Below are 25,427 nucleotides of genomic sequence, written 5' to 3'. Positions count from 1 at the left end.
ATGGCCACCACGCTTCCCGCCGGAACCCGGCAACCTCTGTGGTCACACGCCTGGGTGCGCTTCGGCGTACGACGTCTCGGCCGCCTGCTCGTCTCCCTGTGGGTGGTCGTGACGGCGTCGTTCCTGATGATCCACCTGATCCCGGGCGATCCGGTCCGGGCCGCGTTGGGACCGACCGCACCGGCCGACCTGGTCGCGGCCAAGCGGCTCGAGCTCGGGCTCGACGACCCGCTGTGGACGCAGTACGCCGATTGCCTCAAACGACTCTTCACCGGTGATCTCGGCACCTCGCTGCAGTCGCAGCTACCGGTCTCCGACGTCATCGCCCAGCGATTGCCTGCGACACTCGTCCTAGCGGTGCTCGCGTTCGCGCTCGCCGTGGCGATCGCCGTGCCGGTGGGAGTCGCGATCGGTGTCCTGACGCGGCGCGGGCACGGCCGCCGGACCGAGCTCGGGTTCACCGCGGTCAGCGTCGTACTCGGGATCATTCCCGACTTCCTGATCGGGGTCGGACTGGTCTTCGTCTTCGGCGTCAGCCTGCGGTGGCTGCCGGTCGCGGGCAACCAGACGCCGGCCGCGTACGTCCTGCCCGTGCTGTGCCTGGCCCTCGGTCCGGCGGCGATCCTGGCCCGCATCCTCCGGGTCGAGATGGTCAGCGTGCTGGACGCGGACTTCATTCGCACCGCCCGCGCCAAGCGGCTCCCGGCCCGGACGGTCTACCTCGGCCATGCGCTGCCCAACGCGGCCACGGCCGCGCTCACCATCGGCGCACTGATCCTGAGCTCGATGGTGGCCGGGACCGTGCTGATCGAGAACGTGTTCAGCTGGCCGGGACTGGGGATGACGATCGTGCAGTCGATCCTCAGCAAGGACTATCCGGTCGTCCAGGGCATCGTCCTGGTGTACGGCGTGGGCGTGCTGCTCGCGAACACCGTCGTCGACGTGGCGCTCGCGCTGCTCGATCCGCGCTCTGTCATCCGGGAGGACTGAATGAAGCGACGGTGGAACGCCGTACTCCGCACGCCGCTCGGGCTCACCGCGACCGTCCTCGTGGTCGTGATCCTGGCCCTCGCCGTCCTCGGACCCGAGCTGTGGACCGCGCGGGCGAACGTGGTCGACACCGGTGACATCCTGGCCGGCCCGTCCGGCGCGCACTGGGTCGGCACCGACAACCTCGGCCGCGACATCTTCTACCGCGTGCTCGTCGCGGGCCGGTTGTCGGTCGCACTCGCCCTGGCGGCGACCGCGATCGCGATCGTCGCCGGGCTGGTGCTCGGCACGGCGCCGTTCCTCCTCGGCCGACGCGGTGGACGGTTCGTGTCGGCCGCCGTCAACGTCGTGGTCGCCTTCCCCGGACTGTTGCTGGCGTTGTTCTTCGCGGTGATCTTCGGCGTCGGCGCGACCGGCGCGGTGCTCGCGATCGGCCTGGCCGGGGCGCCGTCCTTCGCCCGGCTCACCCAGACGCTGGTGGCCGGAATGGCCGCGCGGGACTTCGTCGCGGCGGCCCGGATCGCCGGCGTCGGCCGGGTCCGCATCCTGTTCCGGCACGTCCTGCCGAACATCGCCGAGCCGTTGGTGGTCAACGCGACCATCGGCGCCGGCGGCGCGCTGCTGGCGTTTGCCGGTCTCTCGTTCCTCGGCCTCGGTGTGCAGCCGCCGGCGTACGACTGGGGGCGGCTCCTGTACGACGGCATCAGCGCGATCTACGTCAACCCGGCCGCGGCGCTCGCACCCGGTGCCGCCGTGCTGCTGGCCGGTCTGGCCTTCAACCTCTTCGGCGAGACCGTTGCCAAGGGCCTCGGTGTCACCAAGGCCGCCGGAGTCTCGATGCCCGAGCCCGCAAGCCCCTCGACGAAGCGAGGCGGCGGGCAGCCGGACGTCGTGCTGGACGTGGACGACCTGACCGTGAGCTTCCCCGGACCGAGCGGGGTGATCCATCCCGTCCGCGGAGTCTCGTTCACTGTTCGCGAAGGGGAGGCCCTCGGGGTGGTGGGGGAGTCGGGGTCGGGCAAGTCGCTCACCGCGCTGGCTGTGTCCGGGCTGATCGACGTACCGGGACAGGTCGAGGCCGGCCGCCTCGAGCTGCTCGGCGCCGACCTGCTCGGCCGCGACACGAAGGCACGGCAACGGCTATTGGGGACGTCGCTCGCGATGGTGTTCCAGGATCCGATGACCTCGCTCAACCCCACGCGCCGAGTCGGCGGGCAGTTGGCCGAGGTCGCGCGCCATCACCAAGGGCTGGCTCGCAGGGCGGCCATGGCCCGCGCGGTGGATCGGCTGCGCGCGGTCCGGATTCCCGGCGCCGACCGCCGGGCCCGGCAGTACCCGCACGAGTTCTCCGGCGGGATGCGGCAGCGGGCGATGATCGGCATGGGGCTGATGGGTACGCCGGCCCTGATTGTGGCCGACGAGCCGACCACCGCACTGGATGTCACCGTCCAGCGGCAGGTTGTCGACCTGCTCGACTCGATCCGCCAGGCCGACGATGTCGCACTGGTTCTGATCAGTCACGACGTGACCGTCGTCCGGGAAGTGTGCGACCGCGTGCTGGTGATGTACGCCGGTCGCATCGTCGAGGATCTCCCCGCCGACGAGTTGACGACCGCGGCCCGGCATCCGTACACGCGGGCGCTGGTTGCCGCCGTACCCGATCTGGACACCGACCTCGATCGTCCGCTCGCTGTGATCCCGGGCCGGCCGGTCGCGCCCGCGGAGATCCCCGTGGGCTGTGCGTTCGCGGAGCGTTGTCCGTTGGCCGACGAGCGGTGCCGTGCGGAGGATCCTCCGTTGGTTGCCGACGGCTACGGACGCCGGGTCGCCTGCTGGCATGCGGGCGAGCCGCTGGTCCTGGAACACACGGTCGACGAGTTGGTGGAGGCGCCATGAGCGAGCTGCACTTCGACGACGTCAGCGTCTGTTACGGCCGGACCACCGCGGTCGACGGGGTCAGCCTGACCGTTCCGGCCGGTCAGATCGTCGGCCTCGTCGGAGAGTCGGGGTCGGGCAAGTCCACCCTCGCCCGCGCGGCCGTCGGGCTCGCGCCCTTGCAGTCCGGGCAGATCCGGCTCGACGGCCGGCCGGTTCCGACCCGCGGGCGGCAGCGTCCGTTGCAGCTGGTCTTCCAGGATCCGTACTCCGCGCTCGATCCCCGGATGCGGATCGGGGAGAGCGTCGCCGAGACGATCCCGCCCGGCAGTTCGCGCGCGGAGCGACGGGCCGAGGTCGAGCGCCTGCTCGAGCTCGTGCACCTCGATCCGGCGCAGGCCAGGTCCTACCCCTCCGAGCTGTCCGGCGGCCAGCGCCAGCGGGTCGCCCTGGCCCGCGCCTTGGCCGGCCGTCCCGAGGTGGTGATCGCCGACGAGATCACGTCCGCGCTCGACGTCTCGATCCAGGGCGCCGTACTGAATCTCGTCCGCGAGCTCCAGCGTGAGCTCGGTCTGTCCATCCTCTTCATCTCGCACAATCTCGCGGTGGTCCGCTACGTCGCGGCGCACCTCGCCGTCATGTATCGCGGCCGGATCGTCGAGCACGGTCCCACCGAACAAGTACTGGCCGATCCCCGCGACGACTACACCCGTGAGCTGCTCGCCGCCATCCCCGGGCGACAGGTCCCCACCGACAGGAGCACACCATGACCCGACGGACCCGACGGATGCGCATCGACGATCTGACCGATCTCGTCGTCCCGTCCCAGCCCGCGTTGTCCCCGGACGGATCCCGGATCGCCTACGTGGTCAGGACTCTCGACGCCGACGAGGACCGCAACGTCGACCGGCTCTGGCTGGTTCCGACCGACGGCGGAGCGGCTCGGCAACTGACCAGCGGCCCGAGCGATGCGGGGCCGGTCTGGTCGCCGGACGGCTCCCGGCTCGCGTTCGTCCGTGACGGCCAGGTCGCCGTACTCGCGGCTGACGGCGGTGAACCCGAGAGCGTGACCGATCTGGCGCTCGGCGCGGGCACGCCGCTCTGGAGTCCCGACGGCACCCGGTTGGCCTTCAGCGCTCCGGTCGATCCGGCCGGCGATGCGGGTGGGCCGTTGGTGTCGGACGGACTGGAGTACCAGGCGGATGGCGCAGGCCTGTATGGCGCTGCCCGCGGCCAACTGCACGTCGTCGAGTTGGAGACCCGCAAAGTCCGGCAGCTCACTGACGGACCGGAAAGCGTTGGAGCGCTCAGTTGGTCGCCCGACGGTGCGACGATCGCCTTCACCCGTCGTGTCGGAGCGGACAGCGACCTGCGCTACCGGACCGCCGTACACACGCTCGCGGTCGATGACCCGAAGGCCAAGCCGCAGGTGGTCGCGCTCGCCGAAGGTGTTGCCGGGACGGTGGACTACTGCCCGGACGGCGGCGCCCTTCTGGTGGTCGGCTGGCTCGGTGATCCGGAAGGACATGCCAGTCTGCTGCGCGTCCCGCTCGACGGAGCCGAGATCGTCGACCTGGCTGCATCCCTCGATCGCAACGTGATGCCGGGAGCGGCGGCGTACCCGGGTGGTCGGCCGCGTGAGTACGAAGGCCGGGTGTACTTCTGTGTGCGCGACCGCGGATGCTCGAACCTGTGGGCGGTCGCCGTCGACGGTACCGACGCGCGTCCGGTCGTCGCCGGGGACGGACTCGTGGTGTCCGGGCTGTCCGTTGCCGTGGGCAAGGCCGCGATCACGCTCGCCACGCCGGCGTCGTACGGCGAGATCTGCGTGGTGGACCTCGCGAGTACGGACCCGAAGGCCCTCACCGAGCACGGCGCCGCGCTGAGCGAGGTCGAGCTGTTCCCCCGCGAGGAGCGCACGTTCACGATCTCGGACGGTACGAGCGTCTCCGGCTGGCTGGTCCACGACCCGGAGCGCACCGCGCCGGGTCCGCTGCTGATCGACATCCACGGCGGACCGCACAACGCCTGGAACGCCGCCGCCGACGAGGTGCACCTCTATCACCAGGAGCTCGCGGCCCGCGGCTGGACGGTGCTGCTGATCAACCCGCGCGGCAGCGACGGCTACGGCTCGGCCTTCTACAACGGGGTGAAAGGCGGCTGGGGTGTTGCTGATGGCAACGACTTCCTCGAGCCCATCGATCAGCTCGTCGCGGACGGACTGGTGGACCGCGACCGGCTGGCGGTGACCGGCTACAGCTACGGCGGTTTCATGACGTGCTGGCTGACCGGGCACGACGATCGGTTCGCCGCGGCGGTGGCGGGCGGCGTGGTGAGCGATCTGGTCAGCATGGGCGGCACCAGCGACGAGGGTCATTTCCTCAACGTGCTCGAGCTGGACGGGACGCCGTGGACGGAGCCGGAGCGGTTCGCCGCGATGTCGCCGATCACCAACGTCAGCGCCGTACGGACGCCGACGCTCGTGCTGCACGGCGGGGCCGACCTGAGGTGCCCGGTCGGCCAGGCCCAGGAGTGGCACACTGCGTTGCGGCAGCTCGGCGTACCGACGCGGCTGGTGCTGTATCCGGACGCGTCGCACCTCTTCATCGTCAGCGGTCCGCCGTCGCAGCGGATCGACTACAACCGCCGCGTCGTCGACTGGGTCGAGCAGTACACGGTCCACGCGGGACGCGGGCGGATCGACGTGGCGCACTGGCGGCGGCGGCTGGCGCAACTGGCCGAGCGGCATCACGTTCCGGGTGCCCAGCTCGGCATCCTGCGCCTGCGCGACGACGAAGCGGACGAGCAAGTGGTGGCGTCGTACGGCGTACTGAACAAGAAGACCGGAGCTCCGGTGGGCGCGGAGTCGGTCTTCCAGATCGGCTCCATCACGAAGGTGTGGACGGCAACGGTCGCGATGCGCCTGGTCGACGAGGGACTGCTCGACCTCGACGCGCCGCTCGTGGAGGTCCTGCCGGAACTGCGGCTCCGCGACCCCGGGGTGACCAAGTCCGTGACGCTGCGGCACCTGCTGACCCACACCAGCGGGATCGACGGCGACATCTTCACCGACACGGGCCGCGGCGACGACTGTCTGGAGAAGTACGTCGACCTGCTGGCCGAGGCGGCGCAGAACCATCCGCTCGGTGCGACCTGGTCGTACTGCAACTCGGGCTATTCGCTGCTCGGACGGGTGATCGAGAAAGTCACCGGCAAGACCTGGGACGCCGCGATGCGCGAGCAGTTGTTCACACCGCTCGGGCTGACGCACACCAGCACCCTGCCGGAGGAGGCGTTGCTGTTCTCGGCGGCGGTCGGACACATCGACCACGACGGCGATCAGCAGACGGCTCCGGTCTGGGGCCTGCCGCGCTCTCTCGGTCCGGCCGGTCTGGTGACATCGACCGTCGCGGACGTGCTGGCGTTCGCCCGCCTGCACCTGACCGGTGGCACGATCGCCGACGGCACGCGGGTGCTCGCCGAGGACAGCGCGACAGCCATGGCCGCGCACCAGGCCGACCTGCCGGACAAGTACGCCCTCGGCGATTCGTGGGGTCTCGGCTGGATCCGCTTCGGCTGGGACGGGCACCGGCTGTACGGCCACGACGGCAACACGATCGGCCAGGCAGCCTTCCTGCGCGTCCTCCCCGGCGCGGGGCTGGCGGTCAGCCTGCTGACGAACGGCGGCAACACCCGCGACCTCTACCAGGACCTCTACCGCGAGATCTTCGCGGAGATCGCCGGAGTCGCCATGCCGGCACCCTTGGCGCCGCCGGCGGAGCCGGTGACCGTCGACGTCACGCCGTACGTCGGGGCCTACGAGCGGGCCTCGGTCCGGATGGAGGTCGAGGCAACCGACGACGGTCCGCTGCTGCGGACGATCCTCACCGGTCCGCTGGCCGCGCTGCAGCCGGACCCGGTGGAGGAGTTCCCGATGGTCCCGGTCGGGCCGGGGCTGTTCGTGGTGAAGCCACCGCAGGCCGAGACCTGGCTGCCGGTGACCTTCTACGCGTTGCCGACCGGCGAGCGGTACGTCCACTTCGGCGTACGAGCGACACCGCGGGTGAGCTGATGCTGACCGAACTGCTGTCCGACATCCGCGCGCTGGTCGAATGCGAGTCGCCCTCGTCCGACCTGTCCGCGGTCGCCCGCTCCGCCGCCGTGGTGGAGCGGGTCGGCACCGCGCGGCTCGGCGTCGAACCGGACTGGATCGTGCTGGACGGACGCACGCACCTGCGCTGGCGGATCGGCGGCGGTTCGCGGGTCCTGCTGGTCGGGCATCACGACACGGTCTGGCCACTCGGTTCGCTGGCCTCCCGGCCGTACTCGGTCGAAGGCGGCGTCCTGCGCGGCCCGGGCTGTTTCGACATGAAGGCCGGCCTGGCGATGGCCTTTCACGCCGCCGCGGGTCGCGACGGCGTCACGCTGCTCGTCACCGGCGACGAGGAACTCGGCTCACCCACGTCCCGAGAGCTGATCGAGGAGGAGGCGCGCCGGGCCGAGGCCGCTCTGGTCCTGGAGGCATCCGCCGACGGCGGTGCACTCAAGACCGAACGCAAGGGCGTCTCCTTGTACGACGTCCAGCTCGTCGGGCGGGCCGCTCACGCGGGACTGGATCCCGAGCGTGGTGTGAACGCCACCTTGGAGCTCGCACACCAAGCACTAGCGGTGAGTGCGCTGACGGCTCTCGACGTCGGTACGACGGTCACACCTACGGCTGCCCGTGCGGGGACGACCAGCAACACCGTGCCGGCCGAGGGCTCCTTCGCGGTCGATGTCCGGACCAGGACCCGCGCCGAGCAGGACCGGGCCGACGCGGCGATCCGGGAGTTGCGACCGGTCCTTCCCCAGGCACAGGTGCTCATCAGCGGCGGCCCGAACCGGCCACCGCTGGAAGCCGAAGCCTCCGCCGTGCTCTTCGACCGGGTTCGCGCCGTGGCCAGGCGGCTGGGTCTGCCGGAGCCGACCTCGGCCGCCGTCGGAGGCGCATCGGACGGCAACTTCACCGCGGGCGTGGGTACGCCGACCCTCGACGGCCTCGGCGCGGTCGGGGGAGGAGCGCACGCCGACGACGAGCACGTCCTGGTCGAGCCGCTCGCGGCCCGGACCGGCCTGCTGCGCGCCCTGATCGACGACCTGCTGACCGATCCGATCCACCAACTCGAGACGACGGGGACCAGACCATGACCAGATCTGAGCCGCTCGGCGGCGTGGAGGTGCTGACGGATCCTGTCCACGACCGAGCCGCCGGCGCCGCCGAGTCCGCCGCGGTGGCCGCCCACGTCGTGGTGCGCGAACTGGTGGAACTGCCTGAGCTCGAAGAGGTCGTGCGCCTCTACGTCGAGATCTGGGGACGCGGCACGAACCCGCAGGTGACGGTGGAGTTGTTGCGAGCGCTGACCAAGGCCGGCAACTACGTCGGCGGTGCGTTCGACGGCAACCGGCTGGTCGGCGCCTGCGTCGGCTTCTTCCACGCGCCGGCCGAGGACGCGTTGCACAGCCACATCGCCGGAGTCTCCCGGAGCGGCATCGGCCACGGGGTCGGGTTCGCGTTGAAGCTCCACCAACGATCGTGGGCACTGCAGCGCGGTGTCTCCGAAGTCGCGTGGACCTTCGACCCGTTGGTGAGCCGCAACGCCTACTTCAATCTCGTGAAGCTCGGCGCGCGGGCCGACGAGTACCTGCCGAACTTCTACGGTCCGATGACCGATGCGATCAATGATGGAGACGAGTCGGATCGGCTGCTGGTGCGCTGGCACCTTGCCGATCCAGCCGTTGCCTCGGCCTGCGACCGGGCGGTGGTGGGGTCGTCCGCCGAGAGCGAGATCGCGGCGGGCGCGGTGGTCGCGCTCGGCAGGTCGGGGGCCGGCAAACCGATCGCCGGCCGTTCGAGCGGGACGACGTGTCTCGTCGCGGTGCCGTCCGACATCGAGGCCTTGCGGGTGACGGAGCCGGCGATCGCCCGGCAGTGGCGGATCGCGGTGCGCGAAACGCTGGCAGGGCTGCTGTCCGAGAGCGCACGGATCACCGGGTTCGACCGCGCCGGCTGGTACGTGGTGAGGAGAGGCGAATGAAGCTCACAGGGGTCGAACTGCGGCACATCGCGATGCCGCTCGTCGCGCCGTTCCGGACGTCCTTCGGCACGCAGACCACCCGGGACGTGCTGCTGGTGCGCGTTGTCACCGACGAGTCCGAGGGCTGGGGTGAGTGCGTCGCGATGACGGAACCGCTGTACTCGTCCGAGTACGTCGACGGTGCGGCCGACGTACTGCGCCGGTTCCTCGTTCCCGCGCTGGCGGCGGCTGGGCCGCTCGAGGCGCAGCTCGTCGCACCGGTGCTGGAGCCGTTCCGGGGTCACCGGATGGCCAAGGCCGCGCTCGAGGCCGCCGTACTGGATGCGGAGCTCCGGGCCGCGGGACGTTCGTTCGCCCGTGAGCTCGGGGCGGTGCACGAGCGGGTGCCGTGCGGAGTGTCGGTCGGGATCATGGACAGCGTCCCGGCGCTGCTCGACGCGGTCGGCGGTTATCTCGACGAGGGGTATCTGCGGATCAAGCTGAAGATCGAGCCCGGGTGGGACCTCGAGCCGGTGCGCGCGGTGCGTGAACGGTTCGGGGACGACGTACTGCTGCAGGTCGACGCGAATACGGCGTACACGATCGCGGACGCGCGTCACCTGGCGCAGCTGGATCCGTTCGGGCTGCTGCTGATCGAGCAGCCGCTCGACGAGGAGGACGTGCTCGGGCATGCCGACCTCGCCAAGGTGATCGACACCCCGATCTGTCTGGACGAGTCGATCACGTCTGCGCGCTCGGCCGCGGCGGCGATCCGGTTGGGTGCGTGCGCCGTGGTGAACATCAAGCCTGGCCGCGTGGGTGGCTATCTCGAGGCCCGGCGCATTCACGACGTGTGCGTCGCCCACGGGATCCCGGTCTGGTGTGGCGGCATGCTCGAGACCGGCCTCGGGCGGGCCGGCAACGTCGCGCTCGCGGCCCTGCCCGGCTTCACCCTCCCTGGGGACACATCGGGGTCGGCGCGCTATTACCGCACCGACATCACCGAACCGTTCGTGCTGGAGGACGGGCACCTCGCCGTACCGAGTGGGGCAGGACTCGGGGTCGCGCCGATCCCCGAGCTGCTCGAGGAGGTCACCACCGGGATGGAGTGGCTGGTGGCCTGATTGTCCGCACGGACGAATCATGACCCTCGATCTTGTCCGCCCGGACAAAGTAGCCTGAGCGGGACCGCCCCTACCGTCGGGAGGTGCTCCCCGCGATGAGCTCGAACCATGCCTCGCGTCCGCGCGCCAGTCTGGCCCGGATCCTCGACGATCTCGGGGCGACGTTGCTCGACCTGGTTCACGGCGATCCCGGGCACACGGTCGACGTCAGCGGAGTCGTGATCCACGACCGCGTCGACGCGCCGTCCCTGCCTCCGCATGCGCTGGTGCTGGGGGTCGGTCTGGACGAGCCGGCCGAGGTCGTCGAGATCCTCGAGCAGCTGGGTCGGGCGGACGCGGCGGCGCTCGTACTGCGGGCGCCCGTACCGTTGACGCCCGCGGTGCGGACCGCCGCGGACACCGCGCAGGTCGCCCTGATCGGCCTCAGCCGTGGAGTGCCGTGGGCGCACCTCGCCGCGATGCTGCGGTCGCTGCTCGCCGAGGACGACGTCGGTCAGCTCGAGGACGAGTCCCTCGGCGGCATGCCGTCCGGTGACCTGTTCGCGGTCGCGAACGCCGTGGCCGCGTTGCTCGACGCACCGATCACGATCGAGGACCGCAGTTCGCGCGTACTCGCGTTCTCCGGCCGGCAGGACGAGGCCGATTCGTCGCGGGTCGAGACCATCCTCGGCCGGCAGGTGCCGGAGCGGTTCTCGCGCATCCTGTCCGAGCGTGGCGTGTTCCGCGAGCTGCACCGCAGCGACCAGCCGGTCTACATCTACCCGCTGCCCAACGATCCGGACGGTCTGACGATGCCACGGGTCGCGGTCGCGGTCCGGGCCGGCGACCAGTTTCTCGGCTCGATCTGGGCCGCTGTGCACGGTCCGCTGAGTGACAAGCGGGCCGAGGCGATGCTGGAGGCGGCGAAGCTCGTTGCCCTTCACCTGATGCGAGTCCGTGCGGGCGCGGACGTCCGGCGCCGGTTGCGGACCGATCTGCTCAGCTCCGTCCTCGAAGGCGGCATCGGTGCGCACGACGCGCTCGAACGGCTGGGTCTCGCCGGTCAGCCCCTCGTCGTACTCGCGGTTGCCGTTCGGGACTCCGCCACGGACGGGGCGGTGGTCGCGCAGGAGCTGGAGCGACTCGGCGACGCGCTCGCGATCCACCTCGGGGCGGTCCAGTCCCGGGCGGCCGCCGCGCAGGTCGGCGCGGTCGTCTACGGTCTGGTCCCGGTGCCGACCGCGACCGACGACGGCGAGCAGCGCGTCGTCCGGATCGCGACCGACTTCCTCCATCGGGTCGGCGACCGGATGTGCCCGATCGTCGGCATCGGTCCGGTCGCGCGGGATCTGGCCGACATCGTCCACAGCCGGGACTGTGCCGATCGGGCGTTGCGCGTGCTGCGCGAGCGCCGTAGCGGTTCCCGGATCGCGCGGCTGGCCGACGTCCAGGTGGAGGCCCTGATCCTGGAGATGCGTGACCTCGCCACCGCCCGGGGCGACCGGCCGAGCGACGCGCTGGCCCGGCTGATCCGGTACGACGGTCTGCACCAGAGCAACCTGCTCGAGACGTTGCAGGCCTGGCTGGACTTCTTCGGCGATGTCACCGCCGCGGCGGAGACGTTGCACGTACACCCCAACACCTTCCGCTATCGTCTCCGGCGGGCCGTCGATGTCGGAGCGCTCGACCTCGACGATCCCGACGTCCGCTTCGGCATCCAGCTCCAGCTTCGTGTCCTGGCGCCGGGGTCACGGGCACAATGATCGTGGCGAGGGGGGTGCGCGATGGCGGGCTGGAGATTGTCGTCTCCCGGGGTTGCGACCCTTCGGACCTACCGGGCGAGCTGGCTTCGTTCGGATGTGGTCGCGGGCGTGACGGTGGCGGCGTACTTCGTCCCGCAGGTGATGGCGTACGCCCAGCTGGCCGGGCTGCCGGCGGTGACCGGGCTCTGGGTCGCGTTGGGTCCGCTGGTGCTGTACTTCTTCCTCGGCACGTCGCGGTTGCTGTCGCTCGGTCCGGAGTCGACGACGGCGCTGCTGACGGCGACGGCGATCGCTCCGCTGGCTGCGGGTGATCCGGGCCGCTACGCGCTGCTGGCCGCCGTACTGGCTCTGATGGTCGGCGTGATCTGTGTGCTCGGATGGCTTGCCCGGCTGGGGTTCCTGGCGGATCTGCTGTCGAAGCCCGTGCTCGTCGGCTACATGGCCGGGATCGCGGTGATCATGATGACGGGTCAGCTCGGCCGCTTGACCGGCGCGCCGGTGACCGGAGATTCGCCGCCGGCGGAGGTGTGGTCGGCGATCCAGCTGGTCGGAGAGTGGCAGTTGGCGCCGGTGCTGTTGTCGGTGTCCTCTTTGGCGCTGTTGCTGGGCTTGGCGCGGTGGGCACCCAGGTTGCCCGGGCCGCTGATCGTCGTCGCCTTGGCCGCTTTCGTCGCCTGGGCTGCCGGGCTGGCGGACAAGGGAGTGAAGCTGGTCGGTGCGGTGCCGAGTGGCCTTCCGGTGCCGAAGTTGCCGGCGGTGACCGTTGAAGATCTCGCATTGCTCGCGCTGCCCGCGTTGGGGGTCGCGCTGGTCGGCTACACCGACACTGTGCTGACGGGCCGGGCGTTCGCGGCCAGGGGTGATGAGCGCGTCGATGCCGATCGGGAGTTGCTGGTGCTCGGGCTGGCGAACCTCAGCGCGGGGTTGGTTCGCGGGTTCCCGATCAGCAGCAGTGGCAGCCGTACGGCGGTCGCCCAAGTAGCCGGCGCGAAGAGTCAGGTGTACTCGCTGGTCGCGGCCGCCGTGATCGTCACGACGTTGCTCTTCGCCGGGCCGCTGTTGTCGACGTTCCCGATCCCGGCGCTCGGGGCGCTGGTGGTGTTCGCCGCACTCCGGTTGATCGAGCTCGGTGAGTTCCGCCGGATCGCGTCGTTCCGGCGCAGCGAGTTTTTGTTGGCTGTGGCAACGACCGTCGGCGTGATCGCGCTCGACGTCCTGTACGGCGTACTCGTGGCGGTCGGGTTGTCGGTGCTCGACGTACTCCGCCGGGTCGCGCGCCCGCACGACGGCATCCTCGGGTACGTGCCCGGGATCGCCGGCATGCACGACGTCGACGACTACCCCGACGCCGAGCCGGTCCCCGGGCTGGTGGTCTACCGCTACGACTCGCCGCTGTTCTTCGCGAACGCCGAAGACTTCCGCCGCCGCGCCCTGGCCGCGGTCGACACCGCCGAGGCGCCGGTTCGCTGGCTGCTCCTCAACACCGAGGCGAACGTCGAGATCGACATCACCGCCATCGACGCGCTCGACTCGCTGCGCGAGGAACTCGCCGACCGCGACATCACCCTCGCCCTGGCCCGCGTCAAACAAGACCTCCGCGACGACCTCGAGGCCTCCGGCTTCCTCGACCGCCTGGGCCCCGACCGGACCTTCTACACCCTGCCCACCGCGGTGGAAGCCTTCCACCAGTCGTCCCCCTGACGGGCGGGACCGCACAGCAGGCCGCCTGGCGGTGCCGGGCAGCGGGGGGACCGGGCGGGGCAGTGGCACGCCTCTTGGGGTGAGGGTCGCGCGGCCCAGCGCATTTCGGTCAGGCTGTCCGGTTGTGGGGGTTACAACCGCCAGGCGAACACTTCCACACTAGATACGCATTTCGGACCGTGTATACCGAAATTCCCCGAGTAGACCGCTTAACGGACACCGCACGGTGTTCGGTGGGGAACCATGTCCGGTAGGGAGCGGTGTCCCGCAGCGATCACTGGGCCGAGGAGGTACGGGCATGAATCCCCACCACCGGATGGTTCTCGAGGCCGACAACGGAGCCGAGCTCCTGTTCGTCTGTCCGGCCGACGGATGTGGTCGCCGGCTGGTGCTGAAGCGCTCGGGAGGACTGACGGTGCTGGACCGGGGTGACTTCTTCGCCCTGCACTCCGGCGGCACGAACGGCCTGGAGATCTCCACCGGAATCGACGGCTGACCTGCGCCTCCGCGCTTAGCGAAGGCTGAGCGCCGGCGCTCAGCGGCGCCGTGGCCGCCGGTTCAGCCCCCTGCGGCACCCTCGGGACGAGGCGGATCCATCCTGGGCCGCCCGAACTAGGGGGAGTAGTCATGCAGCAGTTCGATCCCAACATTCCCGGTCTGATCGAGGGCGACGTCACCACCGTCGTCGTGATCGACCCGGCCGGCACGTTCCCGCCGTTCGAGGTGGGCAACCACGTGCTGAACCGCAACGACTCGTTCAGCATCAAGGTGGCCTGGAAGATCACCGGCCTGCTCCGGCCGCTCTGGCTGAAGGCCCTCGGCGGCAAGTGGAACGTCCAGGTGTTCGCCGAGTCCCTCGGCGGCGGTCCGGAGCTCCTGCTGGCCAGCGACAACACCGTGGCGGCCGACCCGGCCGTCTCGGACTACGCCGTCGAGCTGACGGTTCCGCCGAACGCCCTGGACGAGGGCAACCCGGGCAGCCAGATCAGCGGCATCTACAAGCTGGTCGTCTCGGTGTTTCTCGACAGCAACCTGGGCAGCCCGGGCTTCGACATGACCGGGTTCAACGAAGGCCCGATCATCCAGGTCGAGAACCCGGTCTGACCGGCGGCGATCCCTTCGCACACCGGAGATGGGCACCGCGCGAGTGCGGTGCCCATCTCCACCCCCGATCAGTTGGCGTTCTGGCGCTCGACGGCCGAGCTGTTCCGGATGGCGTCGTACAACCTGACGGTGTCGGGGGCCGGGCCGGCGTCGATCCTCGCCTGCAGGATCCGGGTGCAGAAGTCGTACTGACGCAGCGCCTGGTAGGTCCGCCCCTGGGCGGCGTAGCAGCGCATCAACAGCCGGTGGGCGTCCTCCCGGCACGGATCGATGTCGAGCATCCGGTGCGCGGTCGCGATGCAGTCGTCGGTCCGGCCGTCCGTCAGCGCGATGTGGCTGAGCCGGTCGAGGGCGTCGACCAGCTTGATCCGCAGGCTCTCGCGCGGCAGCAGCGTCCATTGCTCGAAGGGCGCGTCGGCGGCGAAGTCACCGCGGTAGAGCGCGATCGCCTGCTGGTACGCCGTTCTGGCCTCGTCCTGACTGCCCGCCCGTTCGGCCGCGGCGGCGGCGCGCAGGTCGCGTTCGAAGGTCTCGACGTCGACCTCGACGAGCAGTTCCGGGTTGATCCGGTACCCGCCGTCGGCGTACTCGACGACGTTGAGCGCGGCGACGTCGAGGAACGCCCGGCGCAGGCCGCTGATCGCCACCTGCAGCCGGTTCCGCGCGGCGGCGGCCGGGACGTCGGGCCAGAACTCCTCGAGCAGTTCGTCCCGCCCGCACGCGTGGTGCCGGCGGGCGAGCAGGTAGCGGAGCACGCTCATACCCCGCTGGCCGTTCCATGACGTGACCGGCGAGCCGTCGACCCGCACCTCGAGGGAACCGAGCAGTCGGGCTTGCAGGATGCCTTGGCGCGTCGGTGTCCGCGCGGCCGGAAGCTGTTGTAATACGGGGGTTTTGCCGAACCTGCGAGGTCTCGCGCTGGTGAGCTCTCGGCGAAGCGGCGCGACCCAGATCGGGCGCAGCCAGTGCCACTGCTGCTCCATCGGCACCAACCAAGGGCGAAGCTGTTCGGTCGCGACCGGGTGCGCTGCCATCTGCGGGTGCCAATAGCCGACGGTCAGGGCGACCTGCAGGGCGCTGCGTTGATCGGGCGACAGCCGGCCGACCAGTGCGGTGGTGAGTTGGCTGAGCAGCGAAGGGAGACCGTACGAAGAGCTGAGGGCTTCGTCCACGGCGTCCTGGGACCACAGCCGTGCGGCGGCGAGTAGGTCGTCGAGGACGGCCGGGTGGCGCCCGGCGTACTGCAGCATCCCTGGTGCCAACTCGAGAGCAGCACTGTCGGCCAGGTCGGACGCCGGTACGACGCAGTCCGGTCCGCGGACGATCGGCGGTTGCCAGCGGCTCTCGGCGACCACCACCAGCCTGAGTCCGCGAGCCGTGATGACCGGCCGGATCGACTTCACCAGCCGGGTGACGTGTGAGGTGACCCGGGTCCCGAGCTCGAGCACGATGACGGCACCCTCGGGTGCTGCTTCAAGCTCCGCACCGAGGCCGGGTCGCGTGGCCTGGGCTACCGACGTTGCGGGTGACCAGCGGTGCTTGCAAGCCGCGGCGAGGGCATGCGGCAGGTCCGGCGGACGGAGGTCGTGGGCGCGCAACCAGACGCAGTCGTTCCACCGCTGCCAACTGTCGATGACACCGGCCAGTCGCTCGGCCGCGTAGGAGCCCGGTACGCCGCGAACGACCGAGAACGGCGCCTCCGCGACGCGCTGGACAGCCGGGGTGATCGGCCCGTCCGCGGGCAAGGGGCGGAGAACCGGCGGCAAGTACATACCTTCCCCCTCCGCGCTCACCTGTACTTGTACAGACGCAGAGCGTGCCGCCCGTGATACCCAATCAAATGCTTAAACCTCGAGCCGTGCGGACAGCACGACGAAGGCCGCGGTGGCGAGGGTGGTCAGGAACGCCGGGATGTAGAAGACGTGGGGGAGGCCGATCAGGGCTACGCCGATGCCGCCGATCGCGCCGCCGATGGCCGAGCCGACGGGGATGGTGCTCAGGTAGATGCCGCTCGCGGTGGCGACGCCTTCGGGGTAGAGGTGTTGCGCGATGGAGACTCCGAGGGCACCGACGCAGGCCCAGAGGCCGGCGGTCAGGGCCTGACCGAGGAACAGCCCGGCGACGGAGGTGCTGGTCGCGTAGGCGAGGTTCCCGGCCAGGCCCAGGGCGGCTCCCGCGGTCATGACGCGCAGTGGTCCGAAGCGGTCCGCGAGGTGGGCGACCAGGGGAAGCAGCAGGAGTTCGAGCAGGGGCTGGATTCCGATCACCGCGCCGCGGACGGAGTCGGAGATGTGGAGCTGTTCGGCCATGTAGATGGGCAGGTAGCCGAACTTGATCGTGTCGCCGGTCATCGCGAGTACGCTGACGCCGGTGAAGATCAGCAACGGCATCATGTGGTCGTGCCGTCGCCGGGCCATCGGCCGTGGCGGAAGCTCCACCTCGTAGCGCTCCACTCGTTGGCGGCCGAGCGGGATGATCGCTGCGAACACGCAGCTGGCGGTGGCGATCAGCAGTGCTCGCAGACCGAAGACTCCGCCGAACCAGCTGCCCAGCACCGGCCCGAGGATCCAGCCGGTGGTGAAGGCCATCCGGACGGTCGCGATGATCCGGTTCTCGGCCTTCGTCGGGTGCCGGCTCAGCTCGTCCCGGCAGGCCGCGAAGAGTTGAGCCATCGAGCCACCGGCCACGCTCAGTGCCACCGTGCTGATGACGAACGGGAGCCAGACCGTGTTGGCGGCGGCCATCGCGAGCCAGCCGGCGGCTCCGATCACCGAGCACACCCGGAACCAGAGGAGCCGGTCCTGAGTGCGGTCCGACCAGCGGCCGACGAGGTAGCCGGCGACCGGGGCAGCCAGGTTGGTGACGTAGTACAGACCAGCCACGGGCAGGGGAGTGCCCAGGTCGCGAACGAGGAACAGGGTGAGCTGCGGAGTCGCCGCCGAGAGCCCGATGCCGGCGATGAGGAGGGACAGGAACGCCGAACGGTAGAAACGCGACCGGACGACAACGCGCAGCGCGGACTCGGACCGGTCCAGCATCAGCCCCCACCTAGATATGCAAGACGATTACCTAACCCTATCCGGCCGGACGCCGTCACCCGGCGCTGTCTCAGGACTACCGTTGACAGGTGGGGCAGGGGCCGGCGGTGCGGCTGGAGTTGGGGGCTCGGGGTGAGCTTCGGACCGTTCCTGGCCTGCTGCTTTCGCTGCGGCTCCTACCGCTCGGGTACGACGCTCTGTCCGGCGCGATCGAGCGCGCCCTCAACGACAACCCGATGCTCGAGCGAGCGTCCGGTTCTCCGTGCCCGGGCTGCGGCCGGCACCGTACGTCGAACAGTTGCCCGCGGTGTTCCGGCGTACTCCGCTACGCCGGCCGCGACCCGGCCATCAGCCCCTTCGACACCTTGGAGTCGGCGGCCGCCTGCGAGATCCGGTCCGACTGCCGTGACGTGCTGCCGGTGGTAATGGCGCATCTCACGCGGCGGGGGCTGCTCGATTCCGAGCCGGACGAGATCGCGGCGGCACACGGGATCGCGCCGCGGGCGGTCGACGAGGCGGTACGAGCGATCAAGGCGGCGGGGCCGGCCGGTGTCGGGGAGACGTCCGTGACCGGCTTGCTGGTTGCCCAGGCCAACGAACTCGTGACGGCGGGCGAGGCCGGGCCCTGGTTCGTCGACCTGGTCCGGGATCATCTTGAGGCCGTTGCCGCCGGAGACACCGCGAGTGTCGCCCGGGCGCTCCGGCTTTCGCAGTCCCAGGTTGAGGAAGCGTTCCGGCTGGTCCGGGCACGGTTGCGGCCCGTCGTCGCTGTCGAGGTGGCGGAACGGCGGACGGCGTCCGGGATCCCGGACGTGTTCGTCTATCGCAGCCGGTTCGGGTTCGAGGTCGAGGTTCCCGACAGCGATTGGTTCGGGCTGCGCGTGGCTGAGTTGGCGCCCGTGGTTCGGGGCGACACGGAGGCTGTGGCGTGGCTCGGCGGACACGAGCGTGCTGCTCGAGAGTTGCTCCGCCAGCTCGACACGCGGGGGAGCGTGCTGCGCCGGGTGGCGACGTACATCGTCGATCGGCAGGGCGAGTACTTCGAGCGCGGGCCGGCCGGTCATGTTCCGCTCACCCGGACCCAGGTAGCCGTCGAGCTCGGGCTGCATCCCTCGACGGTCAGCCGCTGCGTCGCCGGCAAGTCGCTGCGGGGGCCGGACGGGCAGGTCGTCGCGCTCGCCGAGTTGCTCGGTGGTGCGGTGGCGATCAAGGCGCGGATCGCGGAGTTGGCCGCGGCCGGCCGGGTCAGCGATGCCCGGTTGTGCCGGGCGCTCGCCGAGAGCGGGCACGTCGTCGCCCGCCGGACGGTGGCGAAGTACCGCGCCGAACTGGGTATCGCCGCGGGTGGGCTCCGCCGCCGAACCTGACTTCGGTCGGAGGTCCTCTCCGTCCCGTCGTGCGAAGGGTGCTTCGGGTCCTGACGCCGTCCGGCCGCTTCCACGAGTTGGCACGAATTGTGCGGTAGGTGGGTGAGACCACGCGGAGAGGGAGATATCCATGCACGACATCGACCGGGCGCTGTTCGAGTCCGAAGCCTTCGGCGAGGGTGAGCACCACGAGTACCAGGAGTTCGGCGAGACGTCGGAGTACGAACTGGCGCTGGCCTCGGAGCTGCTGGAAGTGACGACCGAGGCCGAGCTCGACCGGTTCCTCGGCAAGTTGGTCAGCACCGCGATCTCCGCGGCCCGCGGCTTCGCCGGCTCCGACGCCGGCCGGGCGGTCGGCGGAATCCTCAAGTCGGTGGCCAAGCAGGCCCTGCCGCAGCTGGGGCGCGCCGTCGGTGACGTCGTAGCCCCCGGCCGGGGTGGCGCGATCGGCCAGCGGGCCGGGCAGTGGGTGGGCAGCCGGCTCGAGCTGGGGCTGCAGACCGAGGGGCTGTCGGCCGAGGACCGTGAGTACGAGATCGCGCGCGCGTTCGTCCGCTTCGCGGATGAGACCGCGCGCGGCGCGGCGCAGGCGCCGCCCACGGTGCCGCCCGCGGTGGCGGCCCAGCGGGCCGCCATCGCCGCCGCCCAGCGGCATCTGCCCGGACTGGTCGGCGCCCAGGGCGCGGCCGGCGGCGGTCGCAGTGAGGGCCGCTGGATCCGTCGCGGCAACCGCATCATCCTCCTCGACGCGTGACGACGTGTGACACAGCGAAGAAAGAAGGGACACCGGCATGTACGAGGCATTTGAGATCCCGGGGGAGAGCTACGAGTTCCCTGGTGAGGCCGAGAGCGAGTGGGAGTCGGGCGAGGGGTACGAGGGCGAAGCGGAAGCGCTGGAAGCCGAGCTCGTCCAGGAACTGCTGGAGGTCACCACCGAGGCCGAGCTGGACCGGTTCCTCGGCAAGCTGGCCAGCAGTGTGATCAAGGGGGCGTCGAAGTTCGTCAAGTCGCCGATCGGCAAGGCGCTGGGCGGCGTCCTGAAGAACGTCGCCAAGACCGCGTTGCCGATGGTCGGCGGCGCCCTCGGCTCGATGGTGCTTCCCGGGGCCGGGACCGCGATCGGTGCCAAGCTGGGATCGATGGCAGGTGGGCTGCTCGAGGCGCAGGAAGCCGAGTCCATGGGTGAGGTCGAGGCCGAGTGGGAGGCCGCGAGCCGCTATGTCCGGTTCGCCCGCGGCGCGTACGCGAACGCCGCGCGCGCCCCGCGCAACGTGCCGGTCCGGGTCGCGGTTCGTGCGGCCGGCATCAGCTCCGCCCGTCGCTACGCGCCCAGCCTGCTCGGGTCCGATCAGCGCATGTCACCGTGGCGCTCGCGCCGGCGTTCGTACGGCGGCGGCTACCGGCCGGCGTGGCAGTACGCCGAGCCCGCGCCGTGGTCCGGCGGTGGCGACGACTACGCCGGCGGCGGTTACGGCGGCGAGCCCGATGGCTGGTGGCAGGGCGGCGACGACTACGAGTCGGGTGAGGGCGAGGGCGAGGCGGCAGGCCGTCCGCCCGGCGGCAGCGGGTCGCGGGCCATGTCCGGGCGCTGGGTGCGCCGGGGTGGCCGCATCGTCGTCCTCGGTGCGTGAGAGGTTCCGATGGTCGATCCTGGAGGCTTGGCGACCCGCCTGCTCGAGCATGAGGCTCGCGGGCTGCTGACGCGTCTCGACCAGGTGAGGCCTTTCGCGCTGCACGAGACGATGGTGCTCGCCGCGGCCCTCCCGTACGAAGCGCAGCTGATCATCGAGCGCTTCCTGCACGCGAGCCGCGGCCGCCTTCGGGACAAGGTCCATGGTTACCTCGACTGGCTGCACGGCCAGGGGCGGCACGCCGGCGCGGCCGAGCAGCAGCGGCGCTTCGTGCTGATCCGCTTGGGATTCAACGACGTGCTGTCCCAGTTCGACCTGTTCACCGAGGTGATCACCCAGCGCAGCGAGCACGGGACGGGGGTGTGGCTGTCCGGTCTCGACGTACTGGCGCGGGACGCACTGCGGGTCGATCTCGACGGCTACGAGCAGGTGCCGGCCGTGTGCTACCTCGCCCGCGGGCCCGGCGCAGCGATTCGGAGGGCGCGCACGCGCTTGCCCGGCGGTGAGTCGAACCCGGTCGCGATCATCCGGGTGCCCCGGGAACGGATGGTGGGCAGCGGTCTCGCGAGCTCACTGGTGCACGAGGTCGGGCATCAAGGGGCTGCGCAGCTCGGGCTGGTGGAGTCGTTGCGTGTCGACCTCGCCCGGGCGGCGAGCCGGGATCCGCAGGGGTGCTGGGCGACGTGGGACAAGTGGATCAGTGAGATCGTCGCCGACTGCTGGTCGGTCGGGAAGCTCGGGATCACGTCCACTGTCGGTCTGCTCGCCGTTGTGAGCCTGCCGGCGTTCTTCGTCTTCCGGCCGTCCGGCAGTGACCCGCATCCGGTTCCGTACCTGCGTGTCCTGATCAGCGCGACCATCGGTGAGGCCGTCTATCCCCACCCTCAATGGGCCGCGATGCGGCACACCTGGAAGCAGCTCTACCCGACCGATGACCTGCCGGAGAACCGGCGTACCGAGCTGGAGCGGCTCGAGGCGGCGATCCCGGACTTCGTCCGGCTGCTGCTCGCGCATCGCTCACCGGCCCTGCGCGGCCGGCGGCTCGGCGACATCTGGCCGGTGCGGGAACGCCAGCCGGCGCGGCTGATCCGGCTGCATCGGGAATGGGCCGGCGACGTCGCGGTGATGGCGCGACGGCCCCCGTCGCTGGTGTTCGCCGTCATCGGCCAGGCCAAGGCGGCCGATCTGATCAGCCCGGAGGCGGAGAGCGGCCTGCTGTCGACCCTGCTCCAGGCCTGGGCCGTCCGCAGCAGCCTCGACGTCGTCCAACGCCCCCGAACCACCCACCACCTGCCGTCCGCGAGCCGGGCGTCATGAAGAACGATTGAAAGGACACGACCGTGCAAGTTTCGTGGACACCGGACCCCATCCGGGCCGGCCAGCGGGCCGTCCTGCAGCTGTTGCTGGAAGACACCGACGACCCGGGCGACTACACCTTCCGACTCACTGTGGCGGCTGACGAGGTCAACCCGTTCGGCACCGGCATCGCGCATCGCATGCGTCGTGGGCTGGACTTCGAACCCGAGATGCTCTTCACCTCCGAAGGCGCCAAGACGCTGACGATCTCGAGGGGGAAGAACGCCGGCCCCTTCACCGGCGATCCGGAAGTGCTCATCCCGGTGCTGGCCGCGGCCGTCGCGGAGGTGCCGACCCAGACCGTCGCGCTGGTGGCGGGCGATCCGCCGCAGAGCGACGACGAGGTGCTCTGGAGCTTCATCCGGGAACTCACCGGGCAGTTGCGGTTCGAGGAGTTCCACGAGTTCGTGGAGCCCAAGCTCACCGGCCTGTCCGGACCCGAGTGGTTCGGCACCGACGCGTACCGCCGGCTCTTCCGGGCCGCCGAGACGTTCGTCGAGGCGGCGGCCGACCCGCTGCGCGCGGTCGAGAAGCGGAAGCTGCTCAAGCACGAGCTCTCGCCGGGAACCGTGGCCGGCGGACTCGAGCGGTCCTACGTGAGCAGCGAGCGCGACGACCTGGCCCAGCCGTTCCTGCGGTTCGCCGCCGACGTCCCGGTGCGGACCGACACGGGCGTGGCCACCAGGGCCGGAGGCGGGCCCGCCGCGCTGTTCCCGCTGCCGAATGTTCCGTTCGTGGAGTTGATCTGGAACTACTGGCATGAGGAAGGCGGTCTCGTGCAGACGATGAACCACATCCTCGCGCGGTTCCAGAACCGCCGGATCGGGCCGCAGTACGACGCTCTCGCCCGGTTCGACCTCAATCCGCTGCTGCCGCTGCGCAACCTGTTGTGGGGGTTCGCCGAGGACGAGCAGAGCCGGCTCACGGTGCGCCGGCGGGCGGCGGAGTACATGGTGCAGTACGGGCTGCCATTGATGGGCCGGGCCGTGCCGCCGCCGTACACGATGGTTGATCGGCGGACGCAGTTCCTCGAGGGCTTCCATGCGCTGCTGCATGCCGCGCACGAGTTCTACAAGGAACGCGACGACAAGACCGTCGACGCGGACGCGTTCCCGTTGCTGAGCAGCCTGCGTGAGGTCCACCTGGTGCTGGCGCACGGGGCGCACAACCAGTTCGCCGACCTTCCGCTGGTGGCGCGCGCGGAGATGCTGACGATGCAGTGGATCCTCGCCCAGCCGGAGATGCGGGAGTTCCTCGGCGGGCCGACCATGGTCCCGTACGAGGAGGACTGGATGGACCGGGTCGACACGATGAAGAGCATCCAGGGCTGGCCCGAGGCCAGCATCACGCACTTCTTCGAGTTGGCCGTGCACGGCGAGCAGTTGCTGCTCTCGATCCGGCACGGGCGCTGGAACGAGTCGAGCCGGACCCGCGAGGACGCCGCGAACTGGGCACTGACCTGGCGGAACGAGGTCCAGCGCTACCTGCACGCCTACCGGACCGTCACCGGAGTCGATCTGGCGACCGCGGTCGACGCCACGATGCCCTCGGTCCTGCTGGCGCGCCGCGGCGGCCGGCAGATCCGCCGAGCGTGAGCGGTCATGTCGCACTGGTCCCGAGGCTCGACTTCACGTCGTCACTGTTCCTCGGCCTGCGCCACGGCAGCTCGTCGCTGTCGCAGTGGGCTTCGCTCACGACCGGCGTACCCGCGGTGCTGCACGAGGCGGCCGCTGCGCACCGGATCGCTGCCACCGTCGCGGCAGCGCAAGGTGCGCAGGCCGGCGTGGTCGGACGTTCCGCTCTGCATGCGCTGATGGACGTGATGGGGATGATCCCGCAACGCGGCGATGTCGTCGCGATCGACTCGGCGGCCTACTCGCTGGCGGAGTGGGCGGCGTTGCGGGCCGCGGCCAACGGCGCTGTGGTGCGTAAGTTCCCGCACCACCGCCCGGAGGCGATCGTCCCCGGGCCCGGGCGACGCCTGTTCGTCCTGACCGACGGGTGGTGCCCCGGCTGCAACCGGCCGGCGCCGCTGCCGGAGCTGCAGCGGCTGGCCCGCGAGACGGGCGGAGCGCTCATCGTCGACGACTCGCTGGCATTCGGTGTCCTGGGCAACAAAAGGCGCGGCGAGGTCTTCGGCGACGGCAGTGGTACGCCGGGATGGTGCGGACTGGATCACGCCGGGATCGTCTGGGTCGCCTCGCTGGCCAAGGCCTTCGGGGCACCGTTGGCCGTGACGACCGGGGATGCCTCGACGATCGAGCGACTGGCGGAGGAGGGTGGCAACCGGGTGCACAGCAGCCCGCCCTCGGCCGCGGACCTGGCGGCCGCGAGTACTGCGTTGCGCGATCCGGCCGACAACCGTGCGCGCCGTACTCGACTCCAAAGGCAGGTACTGCGCCTGCGCAGCCGACTGCAGGACATCGGCCTGACCGGCAACGGCCTGCCGTTTCCGGTCGTGAGCGTCAGGCTGCCGGGGCCGGACGCCCAGAGGTGGTGGTCGCGACTCCAGTCGGCCGGCATCCGCGCATTACTCCAGCAGTCACGATGCCGACGAGGAGTCATGCTCACCGTCCTGGTGCGCGCCGATCACTCGCCTGCCGATCTCGACCGGCTCGCCCTGGCGCTGCGAGAGGTACGGCGAGGTGCGGCATGAGACGCCCGCTGATCATCGACTCGCACTGCCACGCCGGCCTGGGCGACGGGTTCACCGGCCCGTGGGACACCGACGCGTCGCTCGACCGCTACCGCGAGCGTGCCAAGGAGGCTGAGATCGACATGACGGTGCTGCTGGCTCCGCTCACCTCCGACTACCGCACGGCCAACCGGGCGGTCGGCGCGATGGTGACCGCCGAGCCGCGACGCTACTTCGGCTTCGCCTTCGTCAATCCGGTCAAGGATCGAGGCCGGATCGCGACGATGGTGGACGAGGCCCGTGCCTGGGGTGCGTGCGGGATCAAGGTTCACTGGCGGGACGGCCGGATCACCCGGGAGATCGCGGAGGTGGCCCGGCGCCGGAGGCTGCCGATCCTGTACGACCCCGCGGGCGACACGGCCACGGTGGAGATGGCGGTGACGGCGTACCCGGAGGTCGCGTGGATCATCCCGCATCTGTCCTCGTTCTCCGACGACTGGAAGGCGCAGATCGCCTTCGTCGACCAACTGGTCCGGCTGCCGAACCTCTTCACCGACACCGCCGGCGTGCGGTACTTCGACGTCCTGGCCGATGCGGTCCGGCGGGCCGGCCCCGACAAGGTGCTGTTCGGGTCCGACGGCCCGTTCCTGCATCCCGTGGTGGAGATCAGCAAGATCCACGCGTTACACCTGTCCACCGAGGACGCCGCCCTGGTGCTCGGCGGCAACTTTCTGCGCCTGACCCGGACCGCCCGCCGCTCGGCCCGGCCATCGCCCCACCCAGCGGCACCCCGGAACCGGAGGAACTGACG

The 25,427-nt window shown here is 70.6% G+C and carries 20 protein-coding genes; 18 read left to right on the top strand and 2 right to left on the bottom strand.

The genetic code is table 11. The features are described 5' to 3' along the window. The 11 genes from ACZ6O0_RS04195 (at window position 1) to ACZ6O0_RS04145 (ending at window position 14,589) form a co-directional block, all read left to right on the top strand. A complete protein-coding gene (locus tag ACZ6O0_RS04195) occupies window positions 1-990 on the top strand; it encodes an ABC transporter permease (protein ID WP_465763347.1) in 990 nt (329 codons plus the stop codon). Further along, complete coding sequence (locus tag ACZ6O0_RS04190) at window positions 991-2,886, top strand: dipeptide/oligopeptide/nickel ABC transporter permease/ATP-binding protein (protein ID WP_465763346.1); 1,896 nt, start codon at window positions 991-993, stop codon at window positions 2,884-2,886. Continuing rightward, complete coding sequence (locus tag ACZ6O0_RS04185) at window positions 2,883-3,635, top strand: ABC transporter ATP-binding protein (protein ID WP_465763345.1); 753 nt, start codon at window positions 2,883-2,885, stop codon at window positions 3,633-3,635. The genes ACZ6O0_RS04190 and ACZ6O0_RS04185 overlap by 4 nt, the downstream gene beginning before the upstream one ends. Next, a complete protein-coding gene (locus ACZ6O0_RS04180) occupies window positions 3,632-6,937 on the top strand; it encodes a serine hydrolase (protein WP_465763344.1) in 3,306 nt (1,101 codons plus the stop codon). The genes ACZ6O0_RS04185 and ACZ6O0_RS04180 overlap by 4 nt, the downstream gene beginning before the upstream one ends. Next, window positions 6,937-8,052, top strand: coding sequence for a M20 family metallopeptidase (locus ACZ6O0_RS04175; protein WP_465763343.1), 1,116 nt, complete (start codon window positions 6,937-6,939; stop codon window positions 8,050-8,052). Before ACZ6O0_RS04180 ends, ACZ6O0_RS04175 begins: the two co-directional genes overlap by 1 nt. Then, window positions 8,049-8,939 carry a GNAT family N-acetyltransferase gene (locus ACZ6O0_RS04170; protein ID WP_465763342.1) on the top strand — a complete coding sequence of 297 codons (891 nt, stop codon included), beginning with the start codon at window positions 8,049-8,051 and terminating at the stop codon, window positions 8,937-8,939. Before ACZ6O0_RS04175 ends, ACZ6O0_RS04170 begins: the two co-directional genes overlap by 4 nt. Next, complete coding sequence (menC, locus tag ACZ6O0_RS04165) at window positions 8,936-10,042, top strand: o-succinylbenzoate synthase (RefSeq protein WP_465763341.1); 1,107 nt, start codon at window positions 8,936-8,938, stop codon at window positions 10,040-10,042. The genes ACZ6O0_RS04170 and menC overlap by 4 nt, the downstream gene beginning before the upstream one ends. 95 nt (window positions 10,043-10,137) lie before the next feature. Next, window positions 10,138-11,784, top strand: coding sequence for a helix-turn-helix domain-containing protein (locus tag ACZ6O0_RS04160; protein ID WP_465763340.1), 1,647 nt, complete (start codon window positions 10,138-10,140; stop codon window positions 11,782-11,784). A gap of 21 nt (window positions 11,785-11,805) precedes the next feature. Next, window positions 11,806-13,485: a SulP family inorganic anion transporter gene (locus ACZ6O0_RS04155; RefSeq protein WP_465763339.1), complete on the top strand. Its 1,680-nt coding sequence runs from the start codon at window positions 11,806-11,808 to the stop codon at window positions 13,483-13,485. A 298-nt stretch (window positions 13,486-13,783) separates the two neighbouring features. Beyond that, a complete protein-coding gene (locus tag ACZ6O0_RS04150) occupies window positions 13,784-13,981 on the top strand; it encodes a hypothetical protein (RefSeq protein ID WP_465763338.1) in 198 nt (65 codons plus the stop codon). A 131-nt stretch (window positions 13,982-14,112) separates the two neighbouring features. Next, a complete protein-coding gene (locus ACZ6O0_RS04145) occupies window positions 14,113-14,589 on the top strand; it encodes a hypothetical protein (RefSeq protein WP_465763337.1) in 477 nt (158 codons plus the stop codon). A gap of 68 nt (window positions 14,590-14,657) precedes the next feature. On the opposite strand, the gene ACZ6O0_RS04140 is transcribed toward ACZ6O0_RS04145, so the two are convergent. Together ACZ6O0_RS04140 and ACZ6O0_RS04135 are read right to left on the bottom strand one after the other, a co-directional pair. Next, entirely contained in the window at window positions 14,658-16,361 is a 1,704-nt protein-coding gene (locus ACZ6O0_RS04140; RefSeq protein WP_465763336.1) for a BTAD domain-containing putative transcriptional regulator, read from the bottom strand. A gap of 72 nt (window positions 16,362-16,433) precedes the next feature. Then, window positions 16,434-17,627 (bottom strand): MFS transporter, encoded by a 1,194-nt coding sequence (locus ACZ6O0_RS04135; RefSeq protein WP_465763335.1) that lies wholly within the window; start codon window positions 17,625-17,627, stop codon window positions 16,434-16,436. Between the two features lie 89 nt (window positions 17,628-17,716). Here ACZ6O0_RS04135 and ACZ6O0_RS04130 point away from each other — a divergent pair, with 89 nt between their 5' ends. The 7 genes from ACZ6O0_RS04130 to ACZ6O0_RS04100 all read left to right on the top strand — a co-directional run bounded on the left by ACZ6O0_RS04130 (window position 17,717) and on the right by ACZ6O0_RS04100 (window position 25,425). Beyond that, a complete protein-coding gene (locus ACZ6O0_RS04130; protein WP_465763334.1) occupies window positions 17,717-18,994 on the top strand; it encodes an RNA polymerase factor sigma-54 in 1,278 nt (425 codons plus the stop codon). Window positions 18,995-19,124: 130 nt separating this feature from the next. After that, a complete protein-coding gene (locus ACZ6O0_RS04125) occupies window positions 19,125-19,748 on the top strand; it encodes a hypothetical protein (protein ID WP_465763333.1) in 624 nt (207 codons plus the stop codon). A 37-nt stretch (window positions 19,749-19,785) separates the two neighbouring features. Then, a complete protein-coding gene (locus ACZ6O0_RS04120) occupies window positions 19,786-20,625 on the top strand; it encodes a hypothetical protein (protein WP_465763332.1) in 840 nt (279 codons plus the stop codon). Between the two features lie 27 nt (window positions 20,626-20,652). Next, the gene (locus ACZ6O0_RS04115; RefSeq protein ID WP_465763331.1) at window positions 20,653-21,942 is read left to right on the top strand and encodes a hypothetical protein; all 1,290 of its coding nucleotides are present in this window, start codon (window positions 20,653-20,655) and stop codon (window positions 21,940-21,942) included. A gap of 23 nt (window positions 21,943-21,965) precedes the next feature. After that, window positions 21,966-23,576 carry a hypothetical protein gene (locus ACZ6O0_RS04110; RefSeq protein ID WP_465763330.1) on the top strand — a complete coding sequence of 537 codons (1,611 nt, stop codon included), beginning with the start codon at window positions 21,966-21,968 and terminating at the stop codon, window positions 23,574-23,576. After that, window positions 23,573-24,637: an aminotransferase class I/II-fold pyridoxal phosphate-dependent enzyme gene (locus tag ACZ6O0_RS04105; RefSeq protein WP_465763329.1), complete on the top strand. Its 1,065-nt coding sequence runs from the start codon at window positions 23,573-23,575 to the stop codon at window positions 24,635-24,637. The genes ACZ6O0_RS04110 and ACZ6O0_RS04105 overlap by 4 nt, the downstream gene beginning before the upstream one ends. Next, entirely contained in the window at window positions 24,634-25,425 is a 792-nt protein-coding gene (locus ACZ6O0_RS04100) for an amidohydrolase family protein (protein ID WP_465763328.1), read from the top strand. The genes ACZ6O0_RS04105 and ACZ6O0_RS04100 overlap by 4 nt, the downstream gene beginning before the upstream one ends. Window positions 25,426-25,427 lie beyond the last annotated feature (2 nt).

It is taken from the genome of Kribbella sp. NPDC048837 (assembly GCF_055586945.1).
Note: the sequence above shows the minus strand (reverse complement) of the source record. Positions and strands in the feature narration are given on the sequence as shown.

Excerpts from the sequence above, each read along its gene's own strand:
- ACZ6O0_RS04195 (WP_465763347.1), top strand. The coding sequence starts at position 1 with ATGGCCACCACGCTTCCCGCCGGAACCCGGCAACCTCTGTGGTCACAC.
- ACZ6O0_RS04190 (WP_465763346.1), top strand. The coding sequence starts at position 991 with ATGAAGCGACGGTGGAACGCCGTACTCCGCACGCCGCTCGGGCTCACC.
- ACZ6O0_RS04185 (WP_465763345.1), top strand. The coding sequence starts at position 2,883 with ATGAGCGAGCTGCACTTCGACGACGTCAGCGTCTGTTACGGCCGGACC.
- ACZ6O0_RS04180 (WP_465763344.1), top strand. The coding sequence starts at position 3,632 with ATGACCCGACGGACCCGACGGATGCGCATCGACGATCTGACCGATCTC.
- ACZ6O0_RS04175 (WP_465763343.1), top strand. The coding sequence starts at position 6,937 with ATGCTGACCGAACTGCTGTCCGACATCCGCGCGCTGGTCGAATGCGAG.
- ACZ6O0_RS04170 (WP_465763342.1), top strand. The coding sequence starts at position 8,049 with ATGACCAGATCTGAGCCGCTCGGCGGCGTGGAGGTGCTGACGGATCCT.
- menC (WP_465763341.1), top strand. The coding sequence starts at position 8,936 with ATGAAGCTCACAGGGGTCGAACTGCGGCACATCGCGATGCCGCTCGTC.
- ACZ6O0_RS04160 (WP_465763340.1), top strand. The coding sequence starts at position 10,138 with ATGAGCTCGAACCATGCCTCGCGTCCGCGCGCCAGTCTGGCCCGGATC.
- ACZ6O0_RS04155 (WP_465763339.1), top strand. The coding sequence starts at position 11,806 with ATGGCGGGCTGGAGATTGTCGTCTCCCGGGGTTGCGACCCTTCGGACC.
- ACZ6O0_RS04150 (WP_465763338.1), top strand. The coding sequence starts at position 13,784 with ATGAATCCCCACCACCGGATGGTTCTCGAGGCCGACAACGGAGCCGAG.
- ACZ6O0_RS04145 (WP_465763337.1), top strand. The coding sequence starts at position 14,113 with ATGCAGCAGTTCGATCCCAACATTCCCGGTCTGATCGAGGGCGACGTC.
- ACZ6O0_RS04140 (WP_465763336.1), bottom strand. The coding sequence starts at position 16,361 with ATGTACTTGCCGCCGGTTCTCCGCCCCTTGCCCGCGGACGGGCCGATC.
- ACZ6O0_RS04135 (WP_465763335.1), bottom strand. The coding sequence starts at position 17,627 with ATGCTGGACCGGTCCGAGTCCGCGCTGCGCGTTGTCGTCCGGTCGCGT.
- ACZ6O0_RS04125 (WP_465763333.1), top strand. The coding sequence starts at position 19,125 with ATGCACGACATCGACCGGGCGCTGTTCGAGTCCGAAGCCTTCGGCGAG.
- ACZ6O0_RS04120 (WP_465763332.1), top strand. The coding sequence starts at position 19,786 with ATGTACGAGGCATTTGAGATCCCGGGGGAGAGCTACGAGTTCCCTGGT.
- ACZ6O0_RS04100 (WP_465763328.1), top strand. The coding sequence starts at position 24,634 with ATGAGACGCCCGCTGATCATCGACTCGCACTGCCACGCCGGCCTGGGC.